We start from the raw sequence: 11,774 nt of genomic DNA, 5'->3' as shown, positions 1-11,774 counted from the left end.
CGCCTCCTCGCGGCGGGTCCGCCGCAGCACCCGCACCGCCAGCACCAGCGCGGCCACCCAGCCGACGGCCAGCAGCACGTAGACCACCACCGGCACGGCGCTGGGCACCTCGGCGGCGCCCAGCAGGACGCGGGCGTTGGTCAGCACGATCACGCCGCCGACCGCCGCGCCGAGCATCTGGGCCGGGATGATCCGCACCAGGTAGGCCGCGATCGGCGCGGCGATCAGACCACCGGCGAGCAGGGCGAGCACGATCGGCAGCAGGAAGCCCTCGGTGCCGAGGCCGATCAGGAAGCCGAGGCTGGCCGAGGAGGCGACGACGAACTCGGAGGTGTCCACCGAGCCGATCACCTTGCGCGGCTCCATCCGCCCGGACGCCAGCAGGGCCGGCGTGGCGACCGGGCCCCATCCGCCGCCGCCGGTGGCGTCGACGAAACCGGCGACCAGCCCGAGCGGGCCGAGGAAACGGCCGCGCAGCTGGCCCGCGGCCGGGTTGCGGCGCAGCGGCCGGGAGAACCGGACGAGCAGGTACGCGCCGAGGGTGAACAGGATGGCGGCCATCCAGGGGGCGGCCGACTCGGTGGAGAGCCAACTGAGGAAGGTGGCCCCGGCGAACGCGCCGATCGCGCCCGGCAGGGCGATGCGGCGCACCACCCGCCAGTCGACGTTGCCGAACCGCCAGTGCGCCGCCCCGGAGGCGAGCGTGGTGCCGATCTCGGCCAGGTGCACCGAGGCGGACGCCGCAGCCGGCGCGATGCCGACCACCAGCAGCAGGGTCGTGGACGTCAGTCCGTAGGCCATGCCGAGCGCACCGTCGACCAGCTGTGCGGCCAGCCCGACCAGTGCGATGACGAGCAACTTGCGCACGGACGCCCCCTACTTTTCGGCATCTCCTATCAACTTGGTCGAGAATGCGGTACGCAGTGCCCTCCGGTCAACCCCCTGATCGGTCAGTGGGACGACACCCGGACACGGCGCCCCGCGCGATCGTGGCAGTGCACCTGCACGACACGCCGGGCCGGGACCACCCACGCTGCCACGATGAGGGGCGTCGGCTGCCCTGGTGGACGGGATCAGGTCCAGGCGCGGGGGTCGGCGACCAGTTTGGTCACCTGTTCGGGCAGGGTGCCCTGGGCCACGTCGGCCACGGTGACCAGTTCGAGAATCTGACGCTCGCTGGCGCGCAGGGCGATCCAGACGTCCTGCAGGGCGCGGGCCGCGCCGTGGTAGCCGAGTTGTTCGGGGCGCTGGCCACGGATGTGGGCCAGTGGTCCGTCGATCACCCGGATCACCTCGGCCAGGGAGATCTCCTCCGCCGGACGGGCCAACCAGTAGCCACCCTCGGGTCCCCGCTGCGCCTGCACGATGCCGCCCCGACGCATCTGCAACAGGATGCTCTCCAGGAACTTCGGAGGGATCTCCTGGGCCCGGGCGATCTGGTCGGCGGTCACCGGGCGACCGCGCCCGGACCCGGTCACCGAGGCCAGCTCGGTGACCGCGCGGAGGGCGTAGTCCACCCGAGCGGAGAGTCGCATGCCGGACAGGTTAGCGGGCCACCCGATCCACCTGGACGATCACCCCTGGGCCGATCGGTCTCACTCGCCCACCCGACGCAGCAGTCCCTCCTGCACCACGCTGGCGATGTGCCGGCCGTCGACGGTGAACAACTGGCCGGTGGCCAGCCCGCGCGCACCGGAGGCGGACGGGCTGCCGCAGTCGTAGAGGAACCATTCGTCGGCGCGGAACGGGCGGTGGAACCACAGGGCGTGGTCCAGGCTCGCACCGACCACCCCGCCCGGCCCCCACACCTCGCCGTGCACGGAGAGCACCGAGTCGAGCAGGGTCAGGTCGGAGGCGTACGTGAGGGCGCAGGCGTGCAGCAGCGGGTCGTCGGGGAGTTTGCCGTCGATGCGCATCCACACCCGTTGGTGCGGATCGGCCGGCCGGTCGCCGGGGCGTACCCAACCGGGTTCGCCGACGTAGCGTACGTCGATGGGGCGCGGGATCTGCCCCCAGATGCCGAGCCGCTCGGGATAACGGGCCAGCCGGTCGGACATCGTCGGCACGGCGTCCGGGGCGGGCACGTCCGGCGGGACCGGAGTCTGGTGGTCGAGCCCCTCCTCGTGCCGCTGGAACGAGGCGGACATGAAGAAGATCGGCTTGCCGTGTTGCAGGGCGACCGAGCGGCGTACCGAGAAGGACCGGCCGTCGCGGATGTTCTCCACCTCGTACGCGATCGGCTCGGCCGGGTCCCCAGCGCGGACGAAGTAGCCGTGCAGCGAGTGGACCACCCGGTCCGGGGCGACGGTGCGCCCGGCCGCGACCAGTGCCTGGCCGGCGACCTGGCCGCCGTAGACCCGCTGCGGGCCGACCGGGGGGCTCATCCCCCGGAACGACATGGTGCCGGTCGACTCCAGGTCGAGCACCTCAAGCAGCTGGTCGACGGCGGCCTGGCCGACGATGGTCCCCTCGCCGTCGGTCACTGCAACGCCCTCGCGGTGGCGGCGTCGACGAGCGATCCGAGCTGGTGCACCCGCAGCGTGTTGGTCGAGCCGGGGCTGCCGGGCGGGCTGCCCGCCACGACCACCACCAGGTCGCCGGGGTTGCCCCGGTTGAGGCCGAGCAGCGCCTGGTCGACCTGCCGGAACATGTCGTCGGTGTGCTGCACGAACGGCATCAGGAAGGTCTCCACGCCCCAGCAGAGGGCGAGCTGCTGCCGCACCTCGGGGACCGGGGTGAAGGCCAGGAGCGGCAGGTCGCAGTGCAGCCGGCTCAACCGGCGCACGGTGTCACCGGTCTGCGAGAACGCGACCAGCGCCTTGGCCCCGATGGCCCGGGCGATGGAGGAGGCGGCGACGGTCAGCGCCCCGCCGTGGGTACGCGGGTCGTGCTGGAGTCGCGGCACGGCGATGGACCCGGCCTCGGTGGTGGTGACGATCTTGGCCATGGTGCTGACCGTGAGCACCGGGTACTTGCCGACGCTGGTCTCGCCGGAGAGCATCACCGCGTCGGCGCCGTCGAGCACGGCGTTGGCCACGTCGGAGGCCTCGGCGCGGGTCGGGCGCGAGTTCTCGATCATCGAGTCGAGCATCTGGGTGGCGACGATGACCGGCTTGGCGTTCTCGCGGCAGAGCTGCACGGCGCGCTTCTGCACCAGCGGGACCTCGTCGAGCGGCAGCTCCACGCCGAGGTCGCCACGGGCGACCATGACCCCGTCGAAGGCCAGCACGATCGCTTCCAGGTGGTCGACGGCCTCCGGCTTCTCGACCTTCGCGAGTACGGGCCGGTGCACGCCGACCTCACTCATGATCGCGTGGCAGAGCTTGATGTCGTCGGCGGAGCGGACGAACGAGAGCGCCACCAGGTCGACACCGAGACCGAGCGCGAACCGCAGGTCGGCCGCGTCCTTCTCGGAGAGGGCCGGCACGCTGACCGCGACGTTGGGCAGCGAGACGCCCTTGTTGTTGCTGACCGGCCCACCCTCGGTGACCAGCACCCGGATGTCGTTGCCGGTCACGTCGGTGACCTCGACGGCCACCCGGCCGTCGTCGATCAGCAGCCGGTCACCGGGCTTGACCTCCTGCGGAAGGCGGCGGTAGGTGCAGGAGACGCGCTCCTTGCTGCCCAGGATCTCGTCGCCGGTGATCACGACGGAGTCGCCGGTACGCCACTCGTGCGGCCCGTCGGCGAACCGGCCCAGCCGGATCTTCGGTCCCTGCAGGTCGGCCAGGATCGCCACCGGCTGACCGGTCGCCTCGGCCGCCTCCCGGACGAGTCGATAGACGGACTCGTGATCGGCGTGGCTGCCGTGGCTGAAGTTGAGCCTCGCCACATTCATGCCGGCCTCGACGAGCCCACGGATGCGCTCGGGCGACGAGGTGGCGGGGCCAAGAGTGCAGACGATCTTCGCGCGGCGTGTCACGCCCATCAGGCTAGTCTCTCCTCCAGGTCGGACCACGGGCCGACCCCTTGCGCATTGCGGAACGATTGTCCAACGCTGCGCGCCGTAACGCGCGCAGCCGGCGGGCGAAAGCCGCACCGGACGTCAACGGCGGGCAACAGCGACCGCGCGCCGGAATGGTACGCCCCTGACACCAATGGGCGGCGAGGCGCTCCACTCCGGTGACCGAGAGTGCTCGCGACATCACGGTACGAAGATCGGCCAGCGGATCCCGTCCCCGCCTCAGCTCTCCGTCTTGGCCAGCGGAAACTCCAACGAGCCCGCCGGGCAGAGGAAGGTCATCACGTCCACCCGGTAGAGCTCGGCCTGCACGGCCGGGTCGGCCTCCATCACACTGCGTACGTCGTCCACGGAGCCGGTGCGCGCCAGCCCGAAGCCGAGCGGCGGATCCGGCTCCCGGGCGTCGTTGCCGTCCACCGCGCCGGCCACCAGGATGATCCCCCGGCGCTGCAACGCCGCCATGTGCTCGGCGTGCTCGGCCTGGAGGCGCTGGATGGTCTCCGCCGGCAACGCCCGCCCGGCGGCACCGGGATACAGCACGATGCACTCGAACGTGTCGAGCGCGAAGTCGACCCGCGGCTCTCCTGCCATCACGTTCCTTTCCGCAGCTCACCCGCGCCCTGCGGTGGTATGCACGGCGGTGTTCCTGAGCGTCTCACGCCACCGGTGACCGGCACCGGCCGCTCAACGGATTCGCCCCCGGTCGACTCGGATCCGACCCCGGTCGGCCTCGGAGCCGGCCCGGCCCGCCCGGTTGGTCGTCAGCCTCCGGTGGGGCCACGATCGGGTACCCGCCCGCGCCGGTGTAACCGCCGCACCAGGGGAAAGGTGTACTCCAGGGTGACCGACGTGGTCACCGACGAACGACACGATGGGAACGGCGAATGGCGAGCGACACCGACCCGCGACCCGCGAAGTCCTCCGGCACCTACCGCATCGGCGGCGAGCTGACCGTCGACCGGCTCGGCTACGGGGCCATGCAGATCACCGGACCGGGCGTCTGGGGTGACCCGAAGGACCCGGCCGAGGCGGTCCGGGTGCTGCGCCGGGCGTACGACCTGGGCGTCACCTTCATCGACACCGCCGACTCGTACGGCCCGTTCGTCTCCGAGCTGTTGATCAGGGAGGCACTGCACCCGTACGCCGACGATCTGGTCATCGCGACCAAGGCCGGTCTGACCCGCAGCGGCCCGGGCGTGTGGCGCCCGGTGGGCCGGCCGGAGTATCTGCGCCAGCAGTGCGAGCTGAGCCTGCGCCACCTGGGCCTGGAGAGCATCGCGCTCTACCAGTTGCACCGCATCGACGCGAAGGTGCCACTGGAGGACCAGCTCGGCGAGCTGGTGCTGCTGCGCCAGGAAGGCAAGATCCAGCACATCGGGCTCTCCGAGGTGACCGTCGCGCAGGTCGAGGCGGCCCGCCGGATCGCGCCGATCGTCTCGGTGCAGAACCTCTACAACGTGGCCGACCGCAGCGCCGAGGAGGTGCTGACCTACTGCGAGACGAACGACATCGCGTTCATCCCGTGGTTCCCGATCGCCACCGGCGAGCTGGCCCGCCCCGGCGGACCGCTGGACGCCATCTCCACCGAGCACGGCGCGACGCCCGCCCAGCTCGCGCTCGCCTGGCTGCTGCGCCGCTCGCCGGTGATGCTGCCGATCCCCGGCACCTCGTCGGTGGCCCACCTGGAGGAGAACGTCGCCGCCGCCACCATAGAGCTGACCGACGCCGAGTACGAGTCCCTCGCCACCGCCACCTGACCCACCCCCGCACCACGACCCACCGCACCACGGCCTCCGCGCGCCGGCCCACCGCGCCGATCATGGAGTTGCGGCAGGGACAAAGGGTGGCAATCACCACTACTCCTGCACCACAACTCCATGATCGGCGGGGCGGAAGGGACGGGCGCGGCGCGGGAGGGCGGGGCGGGTGGGAGGGCGGGGGTCAGAGGGCCAGGCAGGCGGGGTTGACGGGTTGGTCGCGGAGGGCTTGGCGGATCACGGAGTACGTGGTGCCGTCGGTCACCAGGCCGAGGTGCCCGACGACGCGGAGTGGACACCGGGACTGGATCAACACGTTCGTCGCCCCGTCGGCCAGCGTGGCGTTGTCGACTGGGCGCACCAGTTCGTCCTGCCGGGTACGCACGGTGGTCCAACGGACGTCACCGGGGGTGTCGTCACCGGCGTTCAGCGCGGCGAGGAACGGCGAGCCGATCGTCATCTGCTGACAGGCGACGACTCCCGCACAACTGCCCAGGCCGAGGAAGGCCACGATGTTGGCGACGTACGTGCCGTACTGCGGGGCGCCCAGGCTGACGTAGCGTCCGACGGCGTCCCCGCCGCCCAGGTTCTTGATGTAGTAGCGGCTGACCAGGCCGCCTTCGGAGTGGGCGACCAGGTCGACCCTGGCCGCGCCGGTGCTGGCGCGGACCTGGCCGACGAAACTGCGCAGGCTTCCGGCGGACGTGGTGATGTCGCCGAGCCCGAGGTTCGGCAGCGGATAGATCCAGACGCGGTACCCGTCGGCGCGCAGCCGCGCGGCGAGCGGTTCGTAGACGGCGGCGAAGCCGCTGAGCCCGCCGACGACGATGACCGGGTTGGCCCCGGCAAGGGCCCGCAGGCCGTCGGCGGATCCCGCCGCGCCGCCGCGATCGGGGGCGGCACCCGCCGGACCAGAGCCGGCCGGGTCAGAACCGGCCGGACCGGTATCGGCCAGGACCGAGCGATCGGTGGCGGCACCTGCCGTTGACGTGTCGGGGACGGGCTCGGCGGTGGCGGCGGCCGGGGAGGCCAGGACGGTGGCGAGGGCCAGGGCCAGGACGGGGACAGCCTTTCGGAGCAGCATCGCTGCACCTCCCAAGGGGGATCCCGGGGTTGCCGGGTGGAGGCGGTGGGGGTGTCCGATCGACCGTGCCTCGATGATGCGGGCCACAATCCGGAAACGTCAATGAAAAGTTACGCGCGGGTAGCGATCTCTTCGCCGCCACCCCACGAACACCGCGGAGAGCGGAGCGCACCGCCGGACGGCGGACGCCGCACGCACCGGCCGGGTGCGTGCGGCGTCCAGGGTGGTACGGGCGTCAGCCGGCCGGAGCCTTCTCCGGCTCGGGCTCGGGTCGGGCCGGACCGTTCTTGACGTACGTCGGGTGCAGTTGCACCGGCTGGTTCTCCTGTCGGCGTCGCTGACGCGACCGGACCCGCAGGTTGAGGAACTCCACGAAGATCGAGAAGGCGATCGGGCCGTACACGTAGCCCTTCGGGATGTGCTGGTCGAGGCCCTCGGCGATCAGGCTCGCACCGATGATCAGCAGGAACGACAGGGCGAGCATCTTGACCGTCGGATGCTGGTTGACGAAACTGCTCACCGCATTGACCGAGACCAACATGATGATCATGGCGATCACCACGGCGGCCACCATGATGGCGAGTTCGTCGACCATGCCGACCGCGGTGATCACCGAGTCGAGCGAGAAGACCACGTCCAGCACCAGGATCTGCGCGATGACCACACTGAACGAGGCGGCCTTCTTGCCCGACTTGGCGTGGTCGGATCCCTCCAGGTGCTCGTGGATCTCGTACGTCGCCTTGCCGACCAGGAACAACCCGCCGAGCAGCAGGATCAGGTCCCGCCCGGAGATCTCCTGACCGAGCACGGTGAACAGCGGAGCGGTCAGGCCGATGATCCAGGACAACGAGGCCAACAGGATCAGACGGGTGATCAGGGCGAGCGAGATACCGATCATCCGGGCGCGGGCCTGCTGGTGCTCAGGTAACCGGCCGGACAGGATCGAGATGAACACGACGTTGTCGATGCCCAGCACGATCTCCAGCAGGAGCAGGGTCGCGAACGCGATCCACAGCTCGGGACTGGTCAGGAATTCCATTCCATCCTCGACTTCCAGACCGCCGCCGGGTCGGCACCCGGAGCCATCGGCGGATCTGCGTACGCATGGCGTACCGCGCCGGAGGTTCCGCCGCAACCCCAGGCGGTCGGCACCCGCGCAGGGTGCGGCGCGATGGCATGCTGTGAGCCGTGCGCGGCACCTCGCCCTCCGATGAAGAGCGTCTCCGGGTCATGCCGTGGTGGCTGGTCCTGATCGGGCTGCTGGTGGCCGCCCTGCTCGGCTGGTGGGTGCTGGACTGGCTGCTCGGCGAGGCCGACCGGGCCGCCGCACCGGACACCCGGGCCGGCCTGCGTATCGACGCGATCCGCACCGGCCTGACGGTGGTTGCCGGCACCGGCGGCGGGCTCGCCCTGCTGCTCGCCGCCCGCCGACAGTGGATCAACGAGCGGGCGCAGCGACACCAGGAGACCGTCGCCGCACGGGACCAGGAACACCGCGACCGGGTGCAGGCGCACGTCGAGGCGGCCGCCGAGGCCGGGCAGCGGCACCAGGAACGGCAGGCCGAGGCCGCCGCGTACGACGCCGCCGAGCGCCGACTCACCGAGCTGTACACCCGGGCCGTCGAACTGCTCGGCAACGACAACGCCGCGGTACGCCTCGGCGGACTGCACGCCCTGGAACGCCTCGGTCAGGACAACCCGGCACAGCGCACGACCATCGTGGCGGTGCTCTGCGCGTACCTGCGGATGCCGCCGGACGACGACGCGCGCGAGTCGGAGGTACGGCGTACCGCGCAGCGGGTGGTGACCGCGCACCTGCGCGCGGACGGCGACGCGTTCTGGCCCGGTATGCGGCTGGACCTGACCGGCGCCCGCCTGCACGACCTCGACGCCTCCGGGTGCACCCTCGACGACGCGGACCTGACCGGCGCGACCTGCACCGGCGTCACCCGGTTCGGCGGTGCCCGCCTCGGTGGCCGGCTGGTGCTGGCGGCCACCTTCGACGAGCTGGTGCTGGACGCGGTCACCGGCGACGCGGTGGTCGTCCTGGACGGTGCGCGGATCACCGGCGGGCTGCACGCCGACGGCGCCGAGTTCGGCGGGCGGCTCTCCGCCCGGCGCGCCGTGCTCGGCGAGACCTCCTGGCGCGGCGCCACGTTCCGCCGCTCGGTGACCTTCGACCACACCACGTTCGGCGGCGGTGCCGACTTCGGCCGGGCGTCGTTCCTCGGCGGACTCTCCATGGAGCACACCGTCTTCGGCGGCCACGCCGACTTCCGCGACACCCTCTTCGCCGACCTGGCCCTGTTCCGCTGGACCGAGTTCGCCACCGACGCCTGGTTCACCGGTGCCCGCTTCCCCGGCACGGCGAACTTCGGTCGCGCCCGCTTCGGTGGCCCGGTCAGCTTCGAGTCCGCCACGCTGGCCCACCGCCCCCGGGTCGACCGGGCCCGCGCGACGGCGTCCGCCGCCCACGTCTGGCCCGACGGCACCACCGTCGCGCCCCTGGACGACGACTGGCTCCTGCTCACCGACCCGTGACCGGGGTCGCGCAGTCCGACCTCGACTCCCCGCCCCGGATCCCCTGCCTCACGGCGAGGTGAGCGGTTCGGCCCGGTAGGCCCGGTGCAGCAGGGACAGGAAGGAGGGTGCGTCGGGCAGCGGCACCGCGTCGATCCGGTGTACCGCCACGCCCGGCGTCCACGAGTTCATCACCACGCACCCCGCCATGCTCGGCAGGTCGGCGACGGTGACCTCCTGGACGCGCTGCGGGACGCCGAGTCGGTCCACCTGGCGGCGGACGATGCCCATCGTGGTCCCGCCCAGCATCTCCGCGTCGGGCCACACCACCGACGTACCGTCCCAGAAGGCCAGGTTCCAGATCGTCGCCTCACTCAACCGTCCCCGCCGGTCGACGAACGCGGCGTCGTCGGCACCTCGCCCTACGGCCTGACGGAGAAGATGCGTCTTGGCCACCTCGCCGACGTGTTTCACCTCCGGAAGCACCCGGTCGTACCCGACCGTCGCCAGCGTCAGCGGCCCCTGCGGCCCGGATGCCGCCGGCCCCGTCCGCACCAGCACCGACAGTTCGTCGTCCGGACCGGGCAGGGTGAACTCGCCCGCCGACGAGTACACGGTGGCCAGCAACGAGACGTCGTCCGGGCTCTGCTCCAGCGCCGCCCGCAGGTGGGCACGGACCCGCTCGTCGGGCACCACCCGACCGAACATCCGGGTCGAGGCGGACCGCAGCCGCTCCAGGTGCAGGTCGAGGCCCCGCACCCGGCCCCCGCGTACCTGCATGGCGGTGAAGTGCGCGTGGCCCGCGAAGGCCAGCGGTGCCAGGTCCTCAGCGGTCGCCGTCCGGCCGTCGCGCTGCACAACGAAGTACGTCATATCGGCAGCGTACGATCTGACATCAGTGTCAGTTTCCAGTGCGGATGGGGCAGATCACATCGGGATGAAGATCGGCGAACTGTCGCGCCTCACCGGCGTCAGCCCCCGGCTCCTGCGCTACTACGAGGAGCAGGGACTGCTCACCTCGTACCGGATCGGTGCCGGCCACCGCCGAACGACCCACCGTGCCTGTCCGCTCCTCGCAGGACGATGCGCCGACACCCCTGTCGCCCTGACCCGTTGACTTGCTGCGGGGGGGTCGACGTCGGCCTGCGATTGTGGCAGTGCAGCAGGAGTCGGCGCGGCGTGTCGAACAGCTACGGTGCCACGCTCGTCGAGTGAGCTGCGGCCGCGCGGATCGACGGACACTGTTACCATCGCCGCAGCCAATGCCCCGCACTCGTGAGAACCGGCGAATACATGCTTCCTGACGGCCAGGATCCGTACCTCCTCCTCGGCGTCACCAAGGATTCGACGCCGACGCAGATTCGGGAGCGATATCGCATTCTCGTGCAGGTCTGGCATCCGGACCGGCACCAGTCGAGTCCGGAGAATGTGCGGGCCGAGGCGACCCGGCAGATGCAGCAGATCAACGCGGCGTACAAACTGCTCCTCGACAGCCACGGCCGCGACACGAGCGAACACCGGACCGGCGGTGGTGGACAGAGCTGGGCCGGTGGTGAACAGAGTCGGACCGCTGAGCGCGAGACCTTCGAGCAGGAACAGGAGCGGCGCAAACGGGAGCGCGATGCCTACGAACGCCAGGCGCAGGAACGCGATGCCCGCCGGCGTGCCACCGCGGAACGGGAGGCGCGGCAGCGCGCGGCCGAGGAACGAGAGGCCCGCGAACGCGAGACGCGGGAAAAGGAACGGCAGGAACGCGAGCGGGAGGCCCGCGAACGCCAGCATCCCTCGGCCCGGTGGACCCACCCGTCGTACGACCCGGTGGAGCTACCGGAATCACTCGTCATCCGCCCGATCACCGTGTCCCTGCCGAATGGCGAGGAAGGATACACACTCCGGGCGTACGCCGACGAACAGAAAGAGCAGGCCGTCTTCCCCGGTGCCGACGGTCACCTGCTGCTGTTCCGGTCACAGGAATCGTTGCACCGGTATCTGACCGAGCCCGGAGCCCACGAATTGGCCACCGCACCCGGTTGGGACGATTTCATGAACTGGGTGCTCAGAACGGGTATGCGCGACGATGACGAGGAGCAGTCGTACGACTTCGACCTGATCGTCTACAACCTGAGGTTCCCGATCGCGCAATGGGTGCCGCGTCTGTTCATCACCCATCGCGACCTCGTGATGGAGGTGGCGGAGGCGTTCGAGTGGGACGACGTACGCACACTGTTGCGGGTGGGATCGCCGCTGGACAGGCTCGACGATCTGATGCGCGTGGCGGACCGGCCGCTCACCGGGTGGAAGGCACGTCGCCAGCTCGGCTCGTTCCCGTCCGGCCCCGTCAACACTGCCTGGCGACAGGTGATCCGCCTCGTCGGAGCCCACGTACGCTGGCTGCGGTGAGGCCACCCGCAGGGCGCGCCGCCCCGGCGGTCACACCTCGTCGTCGGCGGCG

11 protein-coding genes and 1 pseudogene are annotated in these 11,774 nt (G+C 71.2%); 4 read left to right on the top strand and 8 right to left on the bottom strand.

The annotated features are described in order from the left end of the window. The 5 genes from EYA84_RS16465 to EYA84_RS16445 all read right to left on the bottom strand — a co-directional run. A partial coding sequence (locus EYA84_RS16465; protein WP_131053956.1) for a sulfite exporter TauE/SafE family protein occupies window positions 1–867 on the bottom strand: 867 nt, incomplete at its 3' end. 206 nt (window positions 868–1,073) lie between these two features. Further along, window positions 1,074–1,535, bottom strand: coding sequence for an Rrf2 family transcriptional regulator (locus EYA84_RS16460; protein ID WP_131053955.1), 462 nt, complete (start codon window positions 1,533–1,535; stop codon window positions 1,074–1,076). A gap of 60 nt (window positions 1,536–1,595) precedes the next feature. Then, window positions 1,596–2,483, bottom strand: a complete 888-nt coding sequence (locus tag EYA84_RS16455) for an acyl-CoA thioesterase II (RefSeq protein ID WP_176094844.1) — start codon at window positions 2,481–2,483, stop codon at window positions 1,596–1,598. Then, the gene (gene pyk, locus EYA84_RS16450) at window positions 2,480–3,928 is read right to left on the bottom strand and encodes a pyruvate kinase (protein ID WP_131053954.1); all 1,449 of its coding nucleotides are present in this window, start codon (window positions 3,926–3,928) and stop codon (window positions 2,480–2,482) included. Before pyk ends, EYA84_RS16455 begins: the two co-directional genes overlap by 4 nt. A 255-nt stretch (window positions 3,929–4,183) precedes the next feature. Beyond that, a complete protein-coding gene (locus EYA84_RS16445; RefSeq protein ID WP_117227117.1) occupies window positions 4,184–4,552 on the bottom strand; it encodes a YciI family protein in 369 nt (122 codons plus the stop codon). 293 nt (window positions 4,553–4,845) lie between these two features. On the opposite strand from EYA84_RS16445, the gene EYA84_RS16440 reads away from it, so the two are divergent. Beyond that, a complete protein-coding gene (locus EYA84_RS16440) occupies window positions 4,846–5,718 on the top strand; it encodes an aldo/keto reductase (RefSeq protein WP_131053953.1) in 873 nt (290 codons plus the stop codon). Window positions 5,719–5,902: 184 nt separating this feature from the next. On the opposite strand, the gene EYA84_RS16435 is transcribed toward EYA84_RS16440, so the two are convergent. Together EYA84_RS16435 and EYA84_RS16430 are read right to left on the bottom strand one after the other, a co-directional pair. Next, window positions 5,903–6,802, bottom strand: a complete 900-nt coding sequence (locus tag EYA84_RS16435) for a triacylglycerol lipase (protein WP_131053952.1) — start codon at window positions 6,800–6,802, stop codon at window positions 5,903–5,905. Between the two features lie 235 nt (window positions 6,803–7,037). Then, on the bottom strand, window positions 7,038–7,841 hold the full coding sequence (locus tag EYA84_RS16430; RefSeq protein ID WP_131053951.1) for a TerC family protein: 804 nt from the start codon (window positions 7,839–7,841) through the stop codon (window positions 7,038–7,040). A gap of 149 nt (window positions 7,842–7,990) precedes the next feature. On the opposite strand from EYA84_RS16430, the gene EYA84_RS16425 reads away from it, so the two are divergent. Next, on the top strand, window positions 7,991–9,343 hold the full coding sequence (locus EYA84_RS16425) for a pentapeptide repeat-containing protein (RefSeq protein ID WP_131053950.1): 1,353 nt from the start codon (window positions 7,991–7,993) through the stop codon (window positions 9,341–9,343). A 48-nt stretch (window positions 9,344–9,391) separates the two neighbouring features. On the opposite strand, the gene EYA84_RS16420 is transcribed toward EYA84_RS16425, so the two are convergent. Next, window positions 9,392–10,195, bottom strand: a complete 804-nt coding sequence (locus EYA84_RS16420; RefSeq protein ID WP_131053949.1) for an aminotransferase class IV family protein — start codon at window positions 10,193–10,195, stop codon at window positions 9,392–9,394. A 64-nt stretch (window positions 10,196–10,259) separates the two neighbouring features. Between EYA84_RS16420 and EYA84_RS33855 the strand changes: the two are divergent. Next, window positions 10,260–10,367: pseudogene (locus EYA84_RS33855) on the top strand (MerR family DNA-binding transcriptional regulator); the annotation flags it as partial. Window positions 10,368–10,615: 248 nt separating this feature from the next. Continuing rightward, on the top strand, window positions 10,616–11,722 hold the full coding sequence (locus EYA84_RS16410) for a J domain-containing protein (protein WP_161594982.1): 1,107 nt from the start codon (window positions 10,616–10,618) through the stop codon (window positions 11,720–11,722). Window positions 11,723–11,774: the final 52 nt, after the last annotated feature.

The organism is Verrucosispora sp. SN26_14.1, from assembly GCF_004307965.1.
Lineage (GTDB): Bacteria > Actinomycetota > Actinomycetes > Mycobacteriales > Micromonosporaceae > Micromonospora.
This window is presented reverse-complemented; position numbering and strand designations above follow the sequence as displayed.

Bases quoted from the DNA above. Each gene is read 5' to 3' on its own strand.
- EYA84_RS16460 (WP_131053955.1), bottom strand. From the start codon at position 1,535: ATGCGACTCTCCGCTCGGGTGGACTACGCCCTCCGCGCGGTCACCGAG.
- EYA84_RS16410 (WP_161594982.1), top strand. From the start codon at position 10,616: ATGCTTCCTGACGGCCAGGATCCGTACCTCCTCCTCGGCGTCACCAAG.
- EYA84_RS16430 (WP_131053951.1), bottom strand. From the start codon at position 7,841: ATGGAATTCCTGACCAGTCCCGAGCTGTGGATCGCGTTCGCGACCCTG.
- pyk (WP_131053954.1), bottom strand. From the start codon at position 3,928: ATGGGCGTGACACGCCGCGCGAAGATCGTCTGCACTCTTGGCCCCGCC.
- EYA84_RS16420 (WP_131053949.1), bottom strand. From the start codon at position 10,195: ATGACGTACTTCGTTGTGCAGCGCGACGGCCGGACGGCGACCGCTGAG.
- EYA84_RS16445 (WP_117227117.1), bottom strand. From the start codon at position 4,552: ATGGCAGGAGAGCCGCGGGTCGACTTCGCGCTCGACACGTTCGAGTGC.
- EYA84_RS16435 (WP_131053952.1), bottom strand. From the start codon at position 6,802: ATGCTGCTCCGAAAGGCTGTCCCCGTCCTGGCCCTGGCCCTCGCCACC.
- EYA84_RS16440 (WP_131053953.1), top strand. From the start codon at position 4,846: ATGGCGAGCGACACCGACCCGCGACCCGCGAAGTCCTCCGGCACCTAC.